Raw genomic sequence first — 18967 nt, forward strand, 5'->3', positions numbered from 1 at the left:
CCGCGCGACCTGGGCAGGCGGGTTTCAGAATTCGTCCGAAATGATGGGAGGGAAGAGGGTTTGGTGGGTCCGGCAGGACTCGAACCTGCAACCAAGCGGTTATGAGCCGCCGGCTCTAACCAATTGAGCTACGGACCCAGACAGGCGTCAGGTACGCGATTGGCCGGCACCGGGCAAGTCGGCGCAAAGCAGCAGCCCCAAAAAGAGCCGCATTCGGCAGGCATGCGCACGGGCCATCGATTCACGCACCCGGAGAACCGACATGCCGACCAAACGCCTTCTTGCCCCCGCGCTTGCCCTTTCGCTCGCCGCATTCGCAGCACCGGCACTCGCACAGAATGGGCCGGACCGCCCGCAAATCAACGTCTCAGGAAACGGCGAGGCGTTCGGAACGCCGGACATGGCGGTCGTCACGCTCGGCGTCTCGGAACAGGCGAAGAGCGCGCAGGAGGCACTGCGCGCCAATTCAGAGGCGATGACGAAGGTCACCCAGGCGCTCAAAGACCAGGGCATCGCCAACCGCGATCTGCAGACCTCCGGCTTCTCCATCCAGCCGGTCTACGAGCAGCCGCGGCCGGGAGAGACCTCCGAGCGCAAGATCGTCGGCTACCGCGTCGACAACCTCCTCACCGTTCGCATCCGCGATCTTGAAAGCGCCGGCGCGACGCTCGACAAGGTCGTGGAGCTCGGCTCCAACCGCATCCAGAATCTGTCGTTCACCATCGACGACCCTAAGCCGCTTGAAGAAGAGGCGCGCAAGAAGGCGGTCGAGGACGCGCGTGCCCGCGCCGAGCAGCTCGCCGAGGCGGCCGGAATCACCCTCGGGCCGATCCAGTCGATCTCCGAACAGAGCTATGGCCGCCCGCAGCCGAAGATGATGGCGATGGCGCGCGCGCAAATGGACGAGGCAGCGGTGCCGCTGGAAGGCGGCGAAGTCTCCGTCGAGGTTCAGGTCAACATGGTCTGGGGGATCGAGGAGTAATCGGCGCGTCCGATATCTGAGCACGTGCGACTGCAACGAGAAAGCCCGGCACGATGGCCGGGCTTTTTTGTTGTCTCTGGCCTTGGAGGCTCAGCTATCCAGGAAGCTCCGGAGCTTTCGGGAGCGGCTCGGATGCTTCAGTTTGCGGAGCGCTTTCGCCTCGATCTGGCGGATACGCTCGCGGGTCACCGAAAACTGCTGGCCGACCTCTTCGAGCGTGTGGTCGGTGTTCATGCCGATGCCGAAGCGCATGCGGAGAACGCGTTCTTCGCGGGCCGTGAGCGAGGCGAGGACGCGCGTCGTCGTCTCGCGCAGGTTCGACTGAATGGCCGCGTCGATCGGCAGGATCGCGTTTTTGTCCTCGATGAAATCGCCGAGATGAGAATCTTCCTCGTCGCCGATCGGCGTTTCGAGGCTGATCGGCTCCTTGGCGATCTTCAGGACCTTTCGGACCTTTTCGAGCGGCATCTGCAGCTTTTCGGCCAGCTCCTCCGGGGTCGGCTCGCGGCCGATCTCGTGCAGCATCTGGCGCGAGGTGCGGACGATCTTGTTGATCGTCTCGATCATGTGCACCGGGATGCGGATCGTGCGTGCCTGATCGGCGATCGAGCGGGTGATCGCCTGGCGGATCCACCAGGTCGCGTAGGTGGAGAACTTGTAGCCGCGGCGGTACTCGAACTTATCGACCGCCTTCATCAGGCCGATATTGCCTTCCTGAATCAGATCAAGGAATTGAAGGCCGCGGTTCGTGTACTTCTTGGCGATCGAGATGACGAGCCGGAGGTTCGCCTCCACCATCTCCTTCTTCGCCTGCCGGGCTTCACGTTCGCCCTTCTGCACCTTGTGCACGATGTTGCGGTACTCGGAGATTTCGAGTCCGGTTCTCGCCGCAAGCTCTTGAATTTCCGTACGAATATCGTGGATCTGGTCCTTGCCGTTGGCGACGAAATCGCGCCAGCCCGGCGAGGTCAGACGCGCCACACGGCGGATCCAGTGCGGGTCGTGCTCGTTGCCGCGATAATGCGACAGGAATTCCATGCGGTCGACGCCATAGCCTTCGGCAAGGCGCATCAGCCTGGTGTCGAGTGAAACGAGGCGTTTGTTGATGTCGTAGAGCTGCTCGACCAGGGCGTCGATGCGGCCCTGGTTCAGCGACAGCGACTTCACCTCGGCAACGATCTCGTCACGCAGCTTCTTGTAGCGGCGCTCCTGCGGCGGGGTCAGCGCCCGGCTCTGCATGTCGTTTTCGACAAGCGTGTCGTGCAGTTTCCTGAGGCGCTTGTAATTGTCGGCGATGGTATCGAAGGTCGCGAGCACCTGCGGCTTGATCTCCGCCTCCATGGCGGCAAGCGACAGATTGTTCTCGTAATCGTCCTCGTCCTCGTCGCTCTCTTCGCCGCCTTCGGTGGCTTCACCGGCCTCGGCTTCCGCCCCGCCTGCGGCCTGGCCCTGCGCGGGATCCGGCGCCTTGGCGTCGGGCCCAGCATAAGTCGCTTCGAGATCAATGATGTCGCGCAGCAGCGTATCGCCGTTGTTGATCTCATCGCGCCAGATGATGATGGCCTGAAAGGTCAGCGGGCTTTCGCAAAGGCCTGCGATCATCGCCTCACGGCCGGCCTCGATGCGCTTGGCGATCGCGATCTCGCCTTCGCGCGACAGAAGCTCCACCGCCCCCATCTCGCGCAGATACATGCGCACGGGATCATCGGTGCGATCGGACGGCTCGCGCTTGGTCGTCTTCTTCGTGACGGCGGTCGAACCGGCTTCCACGAGATCGCGGCCTTCCGTTTCTTCCTCTTCTTCCGCCTGCGGCTCGCTCTCCTCCGCCTCGTCGGCTTCCACCACGTTGATGCCCATATCGGAGAGCATCGACATGGTGTCCTCGATCTGCTCGGAGGTCACCTCTTCCGAAGGAAGGACGGAGTTGAGCTGATCGACAGTGACATAGCCGCGCTTCTTCGCCTCCTTGATCATGCGCTTTACAGCGGCATCGGAGAGATCAAGAAGCGGGCCATCGCTATGCTGGCCGTCGCGCGTCTCGTCTTTGGTTTCGGTCGTCTGGGGCTGGTTCGCTGTCGTCATTGATCCGTCGTCTCAGCGGTGCGATGGTCAATCGCCCGTGCTATCGCTGTCGAGGTTGCGTTCCAAACTAAGGGCTGCACCGTAAAGCGCCACTTAACCATGGCCCGCTTTATCGGCAATTTGTTTTTCTCGAACGCTCGACCGCTCGAACAAACTTGGTCCGCCTTAACGGCGAGCCTTGAAGGGATGAAGGAGAACGGTTTCCGTCTGCTCGTCTTCAAAGGCACGATGGCGGAGCCGCAGATCTTCCTCTTGTATATCCTTCAACCGGGTTAAACTGGCCTCAATCGTCTCGTTAGCAAGATCACGTGCTGCCTCCCGGCGTTCGTTAGATAGAGTTGTGGTGCGCAGACGCAAGAGGGCCGCATCGTCCCAAATGGCTGCGGCTTTAAGAGAATCTCCGCCCGGCCCCAGATCGGCAAGGCCTGAGGTGGCCAGCTTGCGGCCGATTGTCTCCACCAGCGCCGAATGCCCTTTTGTCTTCAAGCGGTCAAGGAGTGCGCCCGCGCTCAGCTCGGGCTCTTCAGACAAAGCCAAAGCAATGGTGCCGGCAAGGTCAGAAAGCGCCGCATCCGTGAAAGGAATGCGGCCGAGCATTTCGAGCCGCTCTTCGGCAAGCTGAGGATGAGCCAAAAACGTGCCGACCAGGATCGCATCGGAAAGGCCGATCGCCGCCCCCGTCCGTCCACCGCCTCGCACTAGCGCCGTCGACAACAAACTGGTGGAGGCTTCGCCGAGCGTCTCAGGGGGCATGAAGCGCCCGCCCCTGCCGCCGCCCTGCCGCCTTCCTCCGCCAAAATTCTGGCGGGGCGTGCGGCCCTGCTTCGCGCCTCCGCCGCGGCTGCGGCGACGCTCAAACAGACGGTCGCGATAAAGCTGCTCGTAATTGCGGCGGACATCCGCATCCGCGATCTGAGCCACCGCGTCCTTGAGTGCCTTTTCCGCTCCGGCGAGACGTTCCGGCGTATCGAGCGGACCGCGCTCCATCTCCCGACGCCAGAGCATGTCGGCAAGCGGGCTCGCCTGATCGAGAAGGGAAGCGAAAGCATCCGACCCCGACGCCCGGATGAGATCGTCCGGGTCCTGCCCTTCCGGCAGGAGCGCAAACAACAAGCTGCGTCCGGGCTTCAGATGCGGCAAGGCAAGATCGATCGCCCGCGCGGCCGCCTTGACACCGGCCTGATCGCCGTCGAAGCACAGGATGGGCTCTTCGGCCATCTGCCAGAGAAGCTGTAGCTGTTCTTCCGTCAAAGCGGTGCCGAGCGGAGCCACGGCGGCTTCAAAGCCCGCCGCCACCAGCGCCATCACGTCGATATAGCCTTCGACGGCGATCACCTTCTGCCCCTTGGCGCTCGCCGCTCGCGCCATCTTGCCGTTGAAGAGCACGCGGCTCTTCGAGAAGAGCGGCGTCTCCGGCGAATTCAGATATTTGGCCTGAGCGTCCGGCGACAGGGCCCGGCCGCCGAAGGCGATGACGCGGCCCCTAAAATCGAGGATCGGGAAGATGATGCGATCGCGGAAGCGATCGTAGCTCACCGGAATGTCGTCGCCGGCGATGACGAGACCAGCCTCCGCCATCTCCTCCGGTTTCACGCCCGCCTCGGCGAGATGATTTTTCAGCGCGTTGCGCGAGGACGGCGCAAATCCGAGACGGAAGCGCTTCTGAATGTCCTGCCCGAGGCCGCGATCACGCAGGTAGGCACGCGCCCGGGCGCCATCGGGCCCTGCAAGATTTTTCTCGAAATAGGCGGCCGCCTTTTCCATCACCTCGACGAGCCCACCGCGGCGGGCCTGACGCGCCTCTTCGCGCGGGTCGGGGTCGGGCAGCTTCAGACCGGCATCGGCGGCAAGCTGCTCGACCGCCTCCGGGAACGTCATCCCGTCGAGCTCGACCAGAAAGGTGAAATGGTCGCCAGACACGCCGCAGCCGAAGCAATGATAGCGACCCCGGCGATTGTCGGCGTGGAAAGACGGCGTCTTCTCGCCGTGGAACGGACAGCAAGCCCAGTAATCGCCACGAGACGGCAGCGACTTGCGCTTGTCCCATGACACGCGCCGGCCGACGACGTCGGAGATCGGGATCCGGCTTCGGATCGCGTCGAGAAAAGATGGCGGGAAACGCATCCTGCCCTCTTAGCACAGCGACGGGAAACGCGGCAGAACAAATGGCATAAGCGCCGCGCCCTCCCCGCTACTCACAGCTTGCGCCGGCGCCGCGGGCGTCAGGCCTACATCTTCTCTTTGATGCCGGTACGGATCAGCCACCAATTCACCGGATAAGCCGTCATGAAGCCGAAGATCATCGCAATCTGCATCATGAACCAGAACTCGACGCTCGTCACTTCGAGCTTCACGCCGAGGAGATGCGCGAAGATGTAGAAATGGGCGATGGCCATGAAGCCATACATGCCGACCTGCCAGGCCGTGAGCGAGAGCGCATCGGCTTTGACCGCCTGGATGAGACCCTGCGCCGGAGACAGGTTCCGCATCGGCTTGATGGTGAAATACTGGAAGGCCACGCCGAAGCCGAAGGCGAGGATATAATCGAGGATCCAGACAGCGAAGATCTTCTCGGAAAAGATCGTCTGCCAGCCGAACCAGACGGCAACAGTCGGAAACAGAAAGGCGATCCATTCCGCGCAGATGTCGCCGAGGGTGCAACCGGATCCACAATGGCTGGTGCCCTTGCCGACCATCACGGGAAATGGCGTCAAACGCTGGCTCGGCGGCGTCTCGTTCGCCTGCATCGCGGTGTGCATCTTCTCATGCGTCGCGAGCCGCCCGTAGGTGAAATAGGCCCAGAGCGCGATGAGCGAGGCAAAGAGGGCGAGAGCCGGCCAGACGATGTTCATGATCCACATATGCTGTGGATGGCGGCTCTCATCGACGGCGATAATGAGCGCGCAGACGAAACCGAGAAGCAAAGACGCAATCGCAAGAACATGGAGCCAGGCTGGAACCATTGTCACATCCCAATCGTGTTGCTGGAGTATCGGCCTTTCCAACAACCGATCGGCGGACGAGTTCCGCCAGGAATCCGCACTTCACTCGCGCGTCAGGCCCGTTTTGAGAGCGAGGCCTTCACGTGCCAAAATTCGGCGCGCAAAGGCCCCGAAGAGCGCTCTCAGGAGCTCAGAATATCCTTCACGACGGAGCTCGCCCGGGCGAAGTCCATGCGCCCGGAATACCGTTCCTTGAGCGTGCCCATGCATTTGCCCATGTCTCGAAGACCTTGGGCGCCCACATCGCCGACCACATCGTGGCAGGCGCTTTTGAGCTCGTCTTCGTCCATCTGACGCGGCAGAAACGAACGGATGACTTCGATTTCCTTGCGTTCCTGCTCGGCGAGGTCGAGGCGGGCATTCTCCTCGTAGATCTTGGAGGATTCCTCACGCTGACGGATCATCTTGGTCAAGATCGACATGATCTCGTCGTTGGAGACGCCGTCCTTGCCTTTCGTCCTCGCCTCGATGTCGCGGTCCTTGATGGCCGCGTTGATCAACCGCAGCGTGGTCATGCGCACGCGGTCCTGTTTCTTCATGGCCTCTTTCAGGCCTTCGCTGATCTGATCGCGGATTCGATCAACCATGGGTGACCCCTTCGATGCGTCGTCAGACGCCTCAGATAAAATGAGAAGTGAAGTCTCGGCGGTCGGCTTGGATCTCATGTGGGTCTCAACCATTCCTCGCGTTGACGCGACATGATCCGCCCACTAGGTATCGCGCGCTGCCCCAGCGCGCCATAGAGGCCGTCGATATAGACACTCGCAGCGGGGACGCAAGAGAGCGCGAGCTCCACCTGTTGATGCTGACCGTCGGATCCGTTCATGACCGCCACTTCCTGGCCCGAAAGCAAACCCACCGCATGCCTCGTTCTCGCCGATGGCACCGTCATCGAAGGCGAAGGATTGGGAGCAACGGGCAAGTCTTCCGGCGAAGTTTGCTTCAATACCGCGATGACCGGTTATCAAGAGATTTTGACCGATCCCTCCTATGCGGGGCAGATCATCACATTCACGTTCCCGCATATCGGTAATGTGGGCACCAACGACGAAGACGTCGAGACGGTGAACATGGCGCGTAATTCCGGGGTTGCCGGCTGCGTCTTGCGGGCGCCGATCACCGCTCCGTCCAACTGGCGTGCGGCCAAAAACCTCGATGCGTGGCTAAAGGCGCGCGGCATCCCCGGCATCGCGGACGTCGACACCCGCGCGCTCACCAATCGCATCCGCGAGCATGGCATGGCGAACGCCGTCATCGTCCACGATCCGGCCGGCAATTTCGATTACGAAGCGCTGAAAGCGGAAGCGGCCGCAATGCCTGCGATGGACGGGCAGGATCTTGTCCCGGGCGTCACCTCCGCGCAGCGCTACGACTGGCACGAAACAAGCTGGAAGCCCAGCCAAGGCTATGGACATCGCGAGGACGGCGAGTGCCATGTCGTGGTCGTCGATTACGGCATCAAGCGGAACATCCTGCGCCTCCTGACCGAAGAGGGCTGCAAGGTCACCGTTCTGCCGGCGACGGCGACGGCGGAAGATATTCTCTCCCTCAATCCGGACGGCGTTTTCCTCTCCAACGGTCCGGGCGATCCGGCGGCGACGGGTAGCTACGCAGTTCCGGCGATTCGCAGCGTCATCGACAGCGGAACACCGACATTCGGCATCTGCCTCGGCCATCAGATGATGGGACTGGCGCTCGGCGGGAAGACGGCCAAGATGCATCAGGGCCATCACGGCGCCAACCATCCGGTCAAAGACAAGACCACGGGCAAAGTGGAAATCGTGTCGATGAACCACGGCTTCGCAATCGATCGCGACAGCCTGCCGCCCGAAGTTGAAGAGACGCATGTCTCGCTGTTCGACGGCTCCAATGCCGGCCTGCGTCTGAAGGACAAGCCGGTCTTCTCGGTCCAATACCACCCCGAAGCCTCGCCTGGCCCCCAGGACAGCCACTATCTTTTCCAGCGCTTCATGAATCTCATTCGCGAAAACCTCAAAGCGCGGACGGACAAGACGCCAGCGTAAGCCGCCGGCCACTGGGGGACCAGCTTTTCCGAAGCTGGTCTCAGCTTGGGGTGGCTTCTGAGCGCCTGCGGTTGTTCACAAAGAGGAAGCGCAGCATTTTGCCTGAGAACCAGGCGAAACCGCCGATGAGAGAAAGTCCGGCGAAAGCCCAAACAGCGCCCGCTGCCGTCACCGGGACGGCCGGCTCGTAGATCTGCCAGGCGCCTTGGACGATTTGCTGGTCCGGGTTCCTCAAGACGATCACCGGCCGCATCAGGGGCTCTGCCAGCTCCAGCTCTGCCTGCTGACGGCTAAGTGTCGAGAAGCGTGAGAGAAGACGCTTCATAGACAGCCCGCGATCCTTGAGAAACGCTTCGGGCGACTGAGCGTAAAGCGACACCGCCTCGTCGCGGTCGAGGCCGTTGCGGCGGACGTCCTCATCGAACTCCGCCACCACCTGCCGCATTTCATCGACCGCGCCACCCAGGCGCTGCCGATATTGCTGGGCGAATTCCGGTGCCTGCGAGCCCGCAAGCCCTCCGGCCAGCGCGAGGCCGAGCACGGCGGTGCGGCCCGCAACGCTCATCCTTCCGCCTCAAAGCGTGGAAACGCTGAACGTATCGCAGGCATCGAGATGTCCCGATTGATAGCCCTGGCGGAACCAGCGTCGCCGCTCATCCGATGAGCCATGATTGAAAGCCTCAGGCACGACGTAGCCTTGAGTGCGCTTCTGAATCATATCGTCGCCGATTTGGGTCGCTGCGTTCAGCGCCTCGTCGAGATCGCCCTCCTCCAGCAATCCCTTGTCGCGCGTCCGGTTCGCCCAGATGCCAGCATAGCAATCTGCCTGAAGCTCAACCCGAACGGACAGAGCGTTGCCCGCACGCTCGCTCATGCCCTGACGCATCTCGTTCACTTTCGAGAGAACGCCCGTCAGGTTCTGCACATGATGGCCGACCTCATGCGCGATCACATAGGCCTGCGCGAAATCGCCGGGAGCGCGAAAGCGTCGCTTGAGCTCTTCGAAGAACGACAAATCGAGATAGAGCTTTTGGTCACCCGGACAATAAAAGGGTCCAGCCGCCCTGCCCGACAGGCCGCAAGCGGAGCGAACGGAGCCGTTGAAGAGAACGAGAGTGGGTTCGGGATAGTCCGCCCCCGCCTCGCGAAAAATGCCACCCCAAACGTCTTCGGTTTCGGCCAGCACTGTCGCGACGAAATCATCCGCTTCCGTTCGGGTGGAGGCGATCTCCCCTGAGGGAGAGCGCTGTTCGCTCGCGATCTGTCCCGGGCCGGTCTCCACCTCGCGGAGGAGTTCCATCGGATTGATGCCGAAGACGAAGAAAAGGATTGCGGCCACGATCAGAAAGCCGATGCCACCGCCGGCGCGTCCGATCGGCAGCGAGCTTCGCCCGCCGGTTCGATATTCGATATTGCTCGACTGACGCCGACCCCGCCACCGCATCCCGTACTCCGTCCGTTGCTGCGACGGGAAAAGAAACGGAGATGGCCGGGGGTTCCCTCGCCTGAAAGCAAAAACGCGGCCAGGGGAGCCGCGTTTTTGTTCATCACACTTCTTTACAGCGTAATCGCCGTGAGAAACCTCAGCTGAACCAATGGCCTACACGTTTGAACAAACGAGCCATTCCACAGTTGAGAGTCGCGTAGCGATGCATATCCACGCGATCGTAACCCAGGCGAGCCCGCTGCAGGACGATGTCATTCAACATCTCTGAGCCCTCCTCTAACAGGTTGCGTATGGCGACATGTTAGCCGCCAAAAGGAGCACTATTTGCGCCTTCATCGTGAATATGTGCACATTGTGCGCATTTGTCAAACAAGAAATGCACTTTTTGCGCCTTCACGATTTCGCTATAGGCCGCAGTGTAAAAAGCCCCTAAATTCGGTCAGCTGAAAGGGACCTTGCCTTGGGCGTTTCCACGATGACACCCGACCAGTTCAAAGCCTGGCGAAAAAAGCTCGGAATGAAACAGAAAGAGGCAGCCGATCGGTTGGGCCTCAAAAAACGTATGATTCAGTATTATGAGACCGGCGAACGCGACGGCAAGAAGGTCAAGATCCCGAAATCGGTTCGCCTCGCCTGCTATGCGCTTTCGGTCGGGATTTGCGACTATGATGGCGAGACGGCCTCCTACGAAGACGGTCTAGACACCATCGACGAGACGAATTCCGAATCTGAGCCTTCCGCAGTCGCCGAGATCAACTGAGCGTCTTTATCTCGGTCGCCCCGGTTCGGCTCTGAGCTCTCCGAAGCTGCAGGTCCACAGCCCCCGAGGCGGTGGCTTTGCCTCTTGCGCGAATTCCTCTATAAGCGCGCAACTTTCCAACCACCCGGAACCGGCAGGGCCGAACGGCCCGCCTACCAGCACGCCCCCATGCCGAAACGCACCGACATCTCTTCCATTCTGGTTATTGGGGCCGGGCCGATCGTGATCGGCCAGGCCTGCGAATTCGATTATTCCGGCACGCAAGCCTTGAAGGCTCTGAAGGCCGAGGGATATCGGGTCATCCTCGTCAATTCCAATCCGGCCACCATCATGACCGATCCGGATTTGGCTGACGCCACCTACATCGAACCGATCACGCCCGACGTCGTCACCAAGATCATCGAAAAGGAGCGGCCCGACGCGCTCCTTCCAACGATGGGCGGACAGACGGCGCTCAATTGCGCCTTGTCCGTGGCCAAGGCCGGCGTGCTCGATCGCTATGGCGTCACGATGATCGGCGCGCGCGCCGAAGTCATCGACAAGGCCGAGGACCGAGAGCTCTTCCGTGAAGCGATGACGAAGATCGGCCTCGACACGCCGACGTCGCGTCTTGCCCATTCCCTTCCCGAAGCCCTTGCCGCGCTCGAAGAGATCGGCCTGCCGGCGATCATCCGTCCCTCCTTCACGCTCGGCGGCACCGGCGGCGGCATCGCCTACAATCGCGAAGAGTTTCTCGAGATCGCCGAACGCGGCATCGACGCCTCGCCGACCAACGAAATCCTGATCGAAGAATCGGTGCTCGGCTGGAAGGAGTACGAGATGGAGGTCGTCCGCGACAAAGCGGACAACTGCATCATCATCTGCTCGATCGAGAATATCGATCCGATGGGCGTGCATACCGGCGATTCCATCACCGTTGCGCCCGCCCTCACCCTCACCGACAAAGAATACCAGGTGATGCGGGACGCGTCGCTCGCGGTGCTTCGCGAGATCGGTGTGGAGACCGGTGGCTCGAACGTACAGTTCGCCATCAATCCGGCCGACGGACGCATGGTCGTCATCGAGATGAATCCGCGCGTGTCGCGTTCGTCAGCTCTCGCCTCCAAGGCGACAGGCTTTCCGATCGCGAAGGTCGCGGCACGCCTTGCCGTCGGCTATACACTCGACGAGCTCGAGAACGAGATCACCGGCGGAGCGATGCCGGCCTCTTTCGAGCCGACGATCGATTACGTCGTGACCAAAATCCCGCGTTTCGCTTTCGAGAAATTCCCGGGAGCGGAACCCTCTTTGACCACGTCGATGAAGTCCGTCGGCGAGGTGATGGCGATTGGGCGCTCGTTCAGCGAATCCCTTCAAAAGGCTCTGCGGGGCCTCGAGACCGGGCTCGACGGGCTGGACGAGGTCACGATTCCGGGCCTCGGCGAAGGCGACGACAAGAACGCCATTCGCGCCGCCCTTGCCCGTCCCACTCCCGACCGGCTGTTGAAGGTGGCACAGGCGCTGCGTCTCGGCACATCGTGCGAAGAGATTTACGAAGCTTGCGCCATCGATCCCTGGTTCCTGCGCGAGCTTGAAGGGCTCATCGGCTGGGAGGAACGCATCCGTGCCAACGGCGTGCCGGAGGACAAGGTTGTCTTGCACCGGCTGAAGAGCCTCGGCTTTTCGGATGCCCGCCTCGCCAAACTCGCCGGCACCGACGAGGAAAGCGTGCGCGCGCTGCGCAACCGTCTCGGCGTCAGACCGGTCTTCAAGCGCATCGACACATGTGCGGCCGAGTTTGCTGCCGCCACGGCCTATATGTACTCGACCTATGAACGCCCCTTCCGCTCGGGCGGCGAGGCCGAGGACGAGGCGCGTCCGAGCGACAGGGAAAAGATCGTCATTCTGGGCGGCGGGCCGAACCGGATCGGTCAGGGCATCGAATTCGACTATTGCTGCTGTCATGCCGCCTTCGCGCTCGCCGATGCGGGCTATGAGACGATCATGATCAACTGCAATCCGGAGACGGTCTCCACCGACTACGACACCTCCGACCGGCTCTATTTCGAGCCGTTGACGGCCGAAGACGTGCTGGAGATCCTGAGGGTCGAGCAGAGCGCCGGAACGCTGAAGGGCGTGATCGTGCAATTTGGCGGCCAGACGCCGCTGAAGCTCGCACAGCCGCTCGAAGAGGCGGGCATTCCGATCCTCGGCACCTCGCCCGATGCGATCGACCTTGCCGAAGATCGCGACCGTTTCCAGCAGGTTCTCGGGAAGCTCGGCCTCAAACAGCCGCGCAACGGCATCGCCCATTCGGCGCAAGAAGCCTTCGCGATCGCTGAGAAGATCGGCTATCCCGTGGTCATCCGGCCGTCTTACGTGCTCGGCGGGCGGGCGATGGAGATCGTGCGCGATACCGCGCAGCTCGAGCGCTACATCAACGAGGCGGTCGTCGTCTCCGGCAAGTCGCCGGTGCTGATCGATTCCTATCTCGCCGATGCGATCGAGGTCGATGTCGACGCGCTTTGTGACGGCACCGATGTCGTCGTCTGCGGCATCATGGAGCATATCGAGGAAGCCGGCATCCATTCGGGCGATTCCGCCTGCTCGCTGCCGCCCCATTCTCTGTCCAAGGAGATCATCGAGGAGCTCGGACGTCAGACGGCGGCGCTCGCCAAGGGCCTTTCCGTCGGCGGGCTCATGAACGTGCAATACGCGGTCAAGGGCGACGACATCTTCGTTCTGGAGGTCAACCCGCGCGCCTCCCGCACCGTGCCGTTCGTGGCGAAGGCGGTCGGGCGACCGATCGCGAAGCTCGCCGCGCGGATCATGGCCGGCGAAAAGCTGAAGGATCTGGAGGCGACGCCGCTCGTCCACAAGCATGTGGCCGTGAAGGAGGCCGTCTTTCCCTTCGCCCGTTTCCCCGGCGTCGACACGGTGCTTGGACCGGAGATGCGCTCGACCGGCGAAGTCATGGGTCTCGACTACGATTTTGCCGTGGCCTTCGCCAAGAGCCAGCTCGCGGGTGGCGTGCAGCTTCCCACCGGCGGCACGGCTTTCGTGTCGGTGCGAGACGGAGACAAGCCGCGTGTGATGGACACGATGCGCCAGCTTGCATCCCTCGGCTTCACGATCATCGCGACGACCGGCACACAGCGCTTTCTGGAAGAACACGGGATCGCCTGCGCCAAGGTAAACAAGGTACTTGAAGGCCGGCCACATATCGTCGATGCTATCAAGAATGGCGAGGTGCAGCTGGTCTTCAACACCACGGAAGGCGCTCAGGCCCTCGCCGACAGCCGGTCGCTGAGACGAGCCGCGCTTCTGCACAAAGTGCCTTATTTTACCACTTTGGCGGGAGCACGTGCTGCGGCACAGGGCATTGAAGCCCTTCTCAGCGGACAGCTTGAAGTCAGGCCGCTGCAATCCTACTTCGACGCGGCCTAAGTTAGTTTCGTCAAGCAGGGTGTTCCCCTCATCGGTGGAGCACCCGCTTTTTTGTTGCCCCCAGCCCAAAAACGAGGCGTCGTGGAGGAGAAGATGGAAAAGATTCCGATGACCGCTGCCGGCCATGCGCAACTGGAATCGGAGCTCAAACGACTCACCTCCGAGGAAAGGCCGCGCATCATTCAGGCGATTTCTGAAGCTCGCGCGCATGGCGACCTCTCGGAGAACGCGGAATATCATGCCGCCAAGGAGCAACAGAGCCTGAACGAAGGTCGCATCGCCGAGCTCGAAGACAAGCTGTCGCGCGCCGACATTATCGACGTGTCGAAGCTGACCGGCTCGACGGTGAAATTCGGCGCCAAAGTGAAGCTCGTCGACGAGGACACCGACGAGGAAAAGACCTGGCAGATCGTCGGGGACATGGAAGCCGATGTACGTCTCGGCCGCATTTCGATCTCTTCGCCGATTGCCCGCGCGCTGATCGGCAAGAGCGTCGGCGATTCCGTCGAGGTTGCGGCTCCGGGCGGTGCCCACAGCTATGAGATCCTCGAGATCGCTTACGGCTGAGCCCTTCAGAAGGGCTTTCTGACGAAAGAGCGCGCCGGCTCCGTCTTGCAGCCTATGGCGCGCTCCTGCTAACTGGCCCGCCTGACCTTAAGGCGGGCATTGCCATGATCGATCTTTACACCTGGACCACACCGAACGGCCGCAAGGTCTCCATCGCTCTCGAGGAGATGGGACTCGCCTACGAGGTCTATCCCATCGACATCATGGCGGACGAGCAATTCAGGCCGCAATTCCTCAAGATCAGCCCGAACAACAAGATCCCCGCGATCGTGGATCACGAGGGCGGCCAGGCGCTCATGGAGTCCGGCGCAATCCTCCTCTACCTCGCGGAGAAGACCGGCAAATTCATGCCGACCGATGACGCCGGTCGCTGGCGGGCGATGGAATGGCTGATGTGGCAGATGGGCGGTTTCGGCCCCATGCTCGGTCAGGCGCATCATTTCTTGAAGTTCAATCCCGGCAAGGCTCCCTACGCGGAAGAGCGTTACGCCAAGGAGGCGGCGCGCCTTTACAAGGTGCTCGATACGCAGCTCGCAGAGCACGATTATCTCGCCGGGGAATATTCGATCGCGGACATGGCCGCCTGGCCGTGGGCATCACGTTTCGAGTGGCAGGGGGTCGATCTCGGCGATTTCCCGCATGTGCGCGATTGGTATCTGCGCATTGCCGACCGACCCGCCGTCCAACGGGGCTACGACGTGCCGAAGAAGGACCAGGGCATCCCCATGCCTTGATGGATATCGGCGCCCCGACGCTTAGGCGCAGCCAAGCATCCCGCTCCGCGCCCGCAGGCGCGAAGCCCTATTTGTTCGTGTGCGGCTACTGCGTACGGCCGCCCCCTTGCCTCACATCCACGTCCGATGCGCCCATTTCATGGGCGGCCTCCATCAATTTGGCGGCCGCACTGGCGCAGGCATCCGCACTCTCTTTCGGTGAGCACGTCACGCGGATCGTCGTGTCACCCTGACGCAGCCTGAAGCTGGTGCCGCGGGCCATGCCATGCCCGTGATGGCCGTGCCGTTTCATGCCGTGCCGGCCAGGCCCCATCGCTGCCGGGCCGGGACCCCACTGCCCCCAACCGCCGGGTCCGGGTCGCTGCATCGGCGTCTGGCCCGCCCAGTCACCCTGATAGCCGGGACCCCCGCCATACCAGCCGCCTCCGGGCCCGTTTCCAGGCGCCATCATGCAATTGCCGGGACCCCAACCGCCATAGCCGGATCCGCCCCAGCCAGAGCCGTAACGTTGCCTCGGTTGGTTCTGCGACGACGACGCTGTGTCATCCTCCATCTCCGATTGCCCGTCCTGATCGGACATCATGTCCATATCCGGATCGGCCTCCATGCCCTCATCAGGGTCCTGACCAGGATTTTGCGCACTCATATCGGGCGGCGAAGATGGCTCATCAGCCCCCGTCTGGGCGTAGGCCAGTGTGGACATGCTAAGAGCGAGAGCGGTGCTCGCGGCAAGAAGTCTGCGCATTCGTATCTCCCATTGACGTGCCCCTCTCGTCGAGAATACCCGCGCCACTGAATTCGTTGCGTGAACTTCAAGAAACCTTCGGCGAGCCTGCTTCGAACCGACGCGTGATAGATCTGGAACCTATAGGGTCAAGGCGATCGACCGCTCAGGCGGGGCGCCAGTCGATCGTCACGTGCCCCGCCTCCCCCGCGACGCGCGCCAGCCAGCCGCGGATACCCGGAAACAGCTTGAGGTCGAAGCCACCCTTGTCTTCCGCATCGTGCGTGTACGCGTAGAGGGCGATGTCGGCGATAGAGAACGCCGGACCGGCAAGCCAGTCGTGGGCCACGAGCCGCTGTTCCATCACTCCCAGGGCTTCGTTGCCCTTTTCAAGCAGCTCCCTCAGCCTCTCGGGCGTCGCCTGGGCGCGGCGCGTTTCGTAGACGTGCAGTGCGCGACGCACGGCGATCGCAGGTTCGTGGGAGTATTGTTCGAAGAACATCCATTCATAGCACTTGGCTCGTTCGTAGGCATCGATCGGCAGAAAACGAGAACCTTCAGCGAAGTGCAGGAGAATTGCCCCCGATTCGGCGAGAGCACGCCCGTCATCCAGGACCACGACCGGCGCCTTGCCGATCGGATTGATCGCCAGGAAGTCGCCCTTGTGGGTCTCCCCGGTCGTCGTATCGACATCGACGATCCGAAATGGCAGGCCGAGATGCGCAAATAGCAATCGCACCTTATAGGAATTGCCAGAATCCTGCATGGAATAGAGGGTTAGCATCGTCGCTCTTCCGTTGGTATCGGCGCCCATACTTTTCGGCCTGCCGTTCTTACGGCAAGCGAATTGGATTGAAGGTTCGCCTCAATCCCGCTGAGGTCGAGCAAGATCCGCCGGCAAAGCGCGTCTGCCATTGTGCGTTCGACGCGCTTGCGCCTTGCGCCTCTCGCCCCATGGGCCTAGGTTTCGCGCCCGTTGCTAACTCCCTTCAGTCGGATTTCAAACTCATGGCCTTCCTTGCCGACAACCTCGCTCGTGTTCAGCCCTCCCAGACCATCGCCGTCGCCGAGAAGGCGCGTGAACTGAAGGCGCAGGGACGAGACGTGATCAGCCTCAGTGCGGGCGAACCCGATTTCGACACGCCCGACAACATCAAGGAAGCCGCGATCGCCGCCATCAAGCGTGGCGAGACGAAATACACGCCGGTTCCGGGCATCATGGAACTGCGCACGGCGATCGCCGAGAAGTTCAAGCGCGAGAACGGTCTCACCTACAAACCGACGCAGACCATCGTCGGGACCGGTGGAAAGCAGATTCTTTACAACGCGCTGGCGGCGACCCTTAACCCGGGCGACGAGGTCCTCATTCCGGCACCTTATTGGGTGAGCTATCCGGATATGGTTCTTCTCAACGGTGGCGAGCCGCGCTTCGTCGACACGACCCTTGAAAACAAGTTCAAGCTGACGCCGGAAGCCCTTGAGGGCGCGCTCACGCCGAAGACCAAATGGCTGATCTTCAACTCGCCCTCCAACCCTTCCGGCGCGGCCTACACCGAAGCCGAATTGAAGGCGCTTGCGGCGGTTTTGATGAAGCATCCGCATGTGTGGATCATGTCGGACGACATGTACGAACACCTTCTCTACATCGACGAGCCGTTCTCCACGCTCGCCGCGGCAGAGCCCGAACTCTATTCGCGCACGCTGACGATGAACGGCGTGTCGAAGGCCTATGCGATGACCGGCTGGCGCATCGGCTATGCCGGCGGCCCGGACGAGCTCATCAAGGCGATGACCAAAATCCAGAGCCAGCAGACCTCCGGCACCTGCTCCATCGCGCAATGGGCGGCGGTCGAGGCGCTGACGGGACCTCAGGATTTCGTGGAGACTTCGCGCAAGGCCTTCCAGAAGCGGCGCGATCTGGTCGTGTCTATGCTCAACCAGAGTGCCCTTCTCGAGTGCCCGGAGCCGGAAGGCGCGTTCTACGTCTATCCGTCCTGCGCGGCGGCGATCGGCAAGAAGGCGCCTTCAGGCAAAACCATCGAGAACGATCAGGATTTCGTCACCGAGCTTCTCGAAGCGGAGGGGGTCGCGGTCGTTCATGGCGGAGCCTTCGGTCTCGGCCCCAACTTCCGGATCTCCTATGCGACGTCGACGGAAGCGCTCGAGGCGGCGTGCGAACGCATCCAGCGTTTCTGCAACACGCTGAGCTGAGGCCTCACCGCGGTCCGGGGCAGCGATGCTCCGGATTGCAGAGATGGAGAGCCAGCAAGGCTGACGCATCTCGAAGACCGAGACGCCAAGAAAAAGGGGCGGCCCGCGCAAGCGAGCCGCCCCAATTTTTGTCGCTTTGCCGTTCGTGGGCGAAAAGCGTCCTCTCAAGAACGCCGGCGCACCTCCGCCGACTTGCTCAGGCCTCGTCGTCGAGCAGCTGCAGGTTGACCGCCTGCGGGCCGCGCCCGCGACGATCCTGCTGCGTCTCGAACGAGATCCTTGTGCCTTCCGCAAGCTGCGGCAGGCCGGAGCGCTCGATCGCCGAGATATGCACGAAGACGTCCTTGCTGCCGTCCTCCGGCGAGATGAAGCCGAAGCCACGATCCGCGTTGAAGAACTTCAGCGTGCCGTTCTGACGCGGGCCGACTTCTGCCGGCTGACGATCCTGGAAGCCGCCGCCGCCACCACCGCCGCTGCGGAAGCCGCCACCGCCTCCGCCACTGCGGAAGCCGCCGCCACCACCGCCGCCGCGATAGCCGCCGCCTTCGCCACCACCGCGATAGCCGCCACCTTCACCGCCACCGCGGTAGCCGCCGCCTTCACCGCCGCCGCGGTAGCCGCCGCCTTCGCCCCCACCGCGATAACCGCCACCGCGGTTGGGACCGCCGCGATAGCCTCCGCCACCGCCGCCGCCACCGCGATAGCCACCTTCATTGTCTCTGCCGAAGCCCCCGTCTCCCCGATCGCCATAACCGGGGGTGGGAGCATCGCTACCGAAATCGCTGCCGAATTCGCGCGCACCACCACGACGGGGCCGGCGGGACCGATCACGGTCCGGGCGCTCACCAAAGTCGTCGTCGTCGTGCCCGCCGCGACCGCCATTGTTCATCATCTCATCTCGTCCTTCGATAGAAAAAAGTCGCCGGCTGGAGCGTCACCAGCCGACGCGGGCAAGCGCGCGGTCTTTACTTGGGAATACATGGAAAGCCGGGATCGGTCCGCTGGCCC

At 62.2% G+C, this 18967-nt stretch carries 17 protein-coding genes and 1 tRNA gene; 7 read left to right on the plus strand and 11 right to left on the minus strand.

All coding sequences use genetic code 11. From position 1 onward, the window contains the following. Positions 1–61 precede the first annotated feature (61 nt). A tRNA-Ile gene (locus BLP76_RS15000) sits at positions 62–138 on the minus strand. A gap of 124 nt (positions 139–262) precedes the next feature. On the opposite strand from BLP76_RS15000, the gene BLP76_RS15005 reads away from it, so the two are divergent. Next, the gene (locus BLP76_RS15005; protein WP_092815096.1) at positions 263–982 is read left to right on the plus strand and encodes an SIMPL domain-containing protein; all 720 of its coding nucleotides are present in this window, start codon (positions 263–265) and stop codon (positions 980–982) included. A 90-nt stretch (positions 983–1072) separates the two neighbouring features. On the opposite strand, the gene rpoD is transcribed toward BLP76_RS15005, so the two are convergent. The 5 genes from rpoD to BLP76_RS18835 form a co-directional block, all read right to left on the minus strand. Continuing rightward, complete coding sequence (rpoD, locus tag BLP76_RS15010; RefSeq protein ID WP_092815099.1) at positions 1073–3064, minus strand: RNA polymerase sigma factor RpoD; 1992 nt, start codon at positions 3062–3064, stop codon at positions 1073–1075. Positions 3065–3229: 165 nt separating this feature from the next. Further along, the gene (gene dnaG / locus BLP76_RS15015) at positions 3230–5188 is read right to left on the minus strand and encodes a DNA primase (RefSeq protein WP_092815102.1); all 1959 of its coding nucleotides are present in this window, start codon (positions 5186–5188) and stop codon (positions 3230–3232) included. A 104-nt stretch (positions 5189–5292) separates the two neighbouring features. Further along, positions 5293–6027, minus strand: a complete 735-nt coding sequence (locus tag BLP76_RS15020; RefSeq protein ID WP_092815105.1) for a DUF4396 domain-containing protein — start codon at positions 6025–6027, stop codon at positions 5293–5295. 161 nt (positions 6028–6188) lie between these two features. Beyond that, the gene (locus tag BLP76_RS15025) at positions 6189–6653 is read right to left on the minus strand and encodes a GatB/YqeY domain-containing protein (RefSeq protein WP_092815108.1); all 465 of its coding nucleotides are present in this window, start codon (positions 6651–6653) and stop codon (positions 6189–6191) included. 74 nt (positions 6654–6727) lie between these two features. Beyond that, positions 6728–6892: a hypothetical protein gene (locus tag BLP76_RS18835; protein ID WP_170130518.1), complete on the minus strand. Its 165-nt coding sequence runs from the start codon at positions 6890–6892 to the stop codon at positions 6728–6730. On the opposite strand from BLP76_RS18835, the gene carA reads away from it, so the two are divergent. After that, a complete protein-coding gene (carA, locus tag BLP76_RS15030; RefSeq protein ID WP_092815111.1) occupies positions 6891–8090 on the plus strand; it encodes a glutamine-hydrolyzing carbamoyl-phosphate synthase small subunit in 1200 nt (399 codons plus the stop codon). The two genes, BLP76_RS18835 and carA, sit on opposite strands and share 2 nt — an antisense overlap. A gap of 40 nt (positions 8091–8130) precedes the next feature. Here carA and BLP76_RS15035 read toward each other — a convergent pair whose 3' ends face one another. Both BLP76_RS15035 and ypfJ read right to left on the minus strand, forming a co-directional pair. Then, on the minus strand, positions 8131–8655 hold the full coding sequence (locus BLP76_RS15035) for a DUF2937 family protein (RefSeq protein WP_092815114.1): 525 nt from the start codon (positions 8653–8655) through the stop codon (positions 8131–8133). 9 nt (positions 8656–8664) lie between these two features. Next, positions 8665–9534, minus strand: a complete 870-nt coding sequence (ypfJ, locus tag BLP76_RS15040; protein ID WP_092815117.1) for a KPN_02809 family neutral zinc metallopeptidase — start codon at positions 9532–9534, stop codon at positions 8665–8667. A gap of 478 nt (positions 9535–10012) precedes the next feature. Here ypfJ and BLP76_RS15045 point away from each other — a divergent pair, with 478 nt between their 5' ends. From BLP76_RS15045 to BLP76_RS15060, 4 genes are all read left to right on the plus strand, one after another. After that, positions 10013–10297 (plus strand): helix-turn-helix domain-containing protein, encoded by a 285-nt coding sequence (locus tag BLP76_RS15045; RefSeq protein ID WP_092815386.1) that lies wholly within the window; start codon positions 10013–10015, stop codon positions 10295–10297. 168 nt (positions 10298–10465) lie between these two features. Continuing rightward, positions 10466–13723 (plus strand): carbamoyl-phosphate synthase large subunit, encoded by a 3258-nt coding sequence (gene carB / locus BLP76_RS15050; protein WP_092815120.1) that lies wholly within the window; start codon positions 10466–10468, stop codon positions 13721–13723. A gap of 93 nt (positions 13724–13816) precedes the next feature. Next, on the plus strand, positions 13817–14290 hold the full coding sequence (greA, locus tag BLP76_RS15055; RefSeq protein ID WP_092815389.1) for a transcription elongation factor GreA: 474 nt from the start codon (positions 13817–13819) through the stop codon (positions 14288–14290). A gap of 104 nt (positions 14291–14394) precedes the next feature. Next, positions 14395–15024 carry a glutathione S-transferase family protein gene (locus BLP76_RS15060; protein ID WP_092815123.1) on the plus strand — a complete coding sequence of 210 codons (630 nt, stop codon included), beginning with the start codon at positions 14395–14397 and terminating at the stop codon, positions 15022–15024. 85 nt (positions 15025–15109) lie between these two features. Here BLP76_RS15060 and BLP76_RS15065 read toward each other — a convergent pair whose 3' ends face one another. Both BLP76_RS15065 and BLP76_RS15070 read right to left on the minus strand, forming a co-directional pair. After that, positions 15110–15769: a hypothetical protein gene (locus BLP76_RS15065; protein WP_092815126.1), complete on the minus strand. Its 660-nt coding sequence runs from the start codon at positions 15767–15769 to the stop codon at positions 15110–15112. A gap of 145 nt (positions 15770–15914) precedes the next feature. Next, entirely contained in the window at positions 15915–16532 is a 618-nt protein-coding gene (locus BLP76_RS15070; protein ID WP_092815392.1) for a glutathione S-transferase family protein, read from the minus strand. A gap of 224 nt (positions 16533–16756) precedes the next feature. On the opposite strand from BLP76_RS15070, the gene BLP76_RS15075 reads away from it, so the two are divergent. Then, positions 16757–17959 (plus strand): pyridoxal phosphate-dependent aminotransferase, encoded by a 1203-nt coding sequence (locus tag BLP76_RS15075; RefSeq protein ID WP_092815129.1) that lies wholly within the window; start codon positions 16757–16759, stop codon positions 17957–17959. 196 nt (positions 17960–18155) lie between these two features. Here the strand turns inward: BLP76_RS15075 and BLP76_RS19185 are convergent, their stop codons facing one another. Next, positions 18156–18851 carry a cold-shock protein gene (locus BLP76_RS19185; RefSeq protein ID WP_338081422.1) on the minus strand — a complete coding sequence of 232 codons (696 nt, stop codon included), beginning with the start codon at positions 18849–18851 and terminating at the stop codon, positions 18156–18158. Positions 18852–18967: the final 116 nt, after the last annotated feature.

The organism is Afifella marina DSM 2698 (assembly GCF_900102695.1).
Lineage (GTDB): Bacteria > Pseudomonadota > Alphaproteobacteria > Rhizobiales > Afifellaceae > Afifella > Afifella marina.

What these genes read in the sequence shown, in the direction of transcription:
- BLP76_RS15020 (WP_092815105.1), bottom strand. Translation starts at nt 6,027, where the DNA reads ATGGTTCCAGCCTGGCTCCATGTTCTTGCGATTGCGTCTTTGCTTCTC.
- ypfJ (WP_092815117.1), bottom strand. Translation starts at nt 9,534, where the DNA reads ATGCGGTGGCGGGGTCGGCGTCAGTCGAGCAATATCGAATATCGAACC.
- rpoD (WP_092815099.1), bottom strand. Translation starts at nt 3,064, where the DNA reads ATGACGACAGCGAACCAGCCCCAGACGACCGAAACCAAAGACGAGACG.
- BLP76_RS15070 (WP_092815392.1), bottom strand. Translation starts at nt 16,532, where the DNA reads ATGCTAACCCTCTATTCCATGCAGGATTCTGGCAATTCCTATAAGGTG.
- carA (WP_092815111.1), top strand. Translation starts at nt 6,891, where the DNA reads ATGACCGCCACTTCCTGGCCCGAAAGCAAACCCACCGCATGCCTCGTT.
- carB (WP_092815120.1), top strand. Translation starts at nt 10,466, where the DNA reads ATGCCGAAACGCACCGACATCTCTTCCATTCTGGTTATTGGGGCCGGG.
- BLP76_RS15075 (WP_092815129.1), top strand. Translation starts at nt 16,757, where the DNA reads ATGGCCTTCCTTGCCGACAACCTCGCTCGTGTTCAGCCCTCCCAGACC.
- BLP76_RS15005 (WP_092815096.1), top strand. Translation starts at nt 263, where the DNA reads ATGCCGACCAAACGCCTTCTTGCCCCCGCGCTTGCCCTTTCGCTCGCC.
- BLP76_RS15035 (WP_092815114.1), bottom strand. Translation starts at nt 8,655, where the DNA reads ATGAGCGTTGCGGGCCGCACCGCCGTGCTCGGCCTCGCGCTGGCCGGA.
- BLP76_RS15065 (WP_092815126.1), bottom strand. Translation starts at nt 15,769, where the DNA reads ATGCGCAGACTTCTTGCCGCGAGCACCGCTCTCGCTCTTAGCATGTCC.
- greA (WP_092815389.1), top strand. Translation starts at nt 13,817, where the DNA reads ATGGAAAAGATTCCGATGACCGCTGCCGGCCATGCGCAACTGGAATCG.
- dnaG (WP_092815102.1), bottom strand. Translation starts at nt 5,188, where the DNA reads ATGCGTTTCCCGCCATCTTTTCTCGACGCGATCCGAAGCCGGATCCCG.
- BLP76_RS15060 (WP_092815123.1), top strand. Translation starts at nt 14,395, where the DNA reads ATGATCGATCTTTACACCTGGACCACACCGAACGGCCGCAAGGTCTCC.
- BLP76_RS15045 (WP_092815386.1), top strand. Translation starts at nt 10,013, where the DNA reads ATGACACCCGACCAGTTCAAAGCCTGGCGAAAAAAGCTCGGAATGAAA.
- BLP76_RS15025 (WP_092815108.1), bottom strand. Translation starts at nt 6,653, where the DNA reads ATGGTTGATCGAATCCGCGATCAGATCAGCGAAGGCCTGAAAGAGGCC.
- BLP76_RS18835 (WP_170130518.1), bottom strand. Translation starts at nt 6,892, where the DNA reads ATGAACGGATCCGACGGTCAGCATCAACAGGTGGAGCTCGCGCTCTCT.
- BLP76_RS19185 (WP_338081422.1), bottom strand. Translation starts at nt 18,851, where the DNA reads ATGATGAACAATGGCGGTCGCGGCGGGCACGACGACGACGACTTTGGT.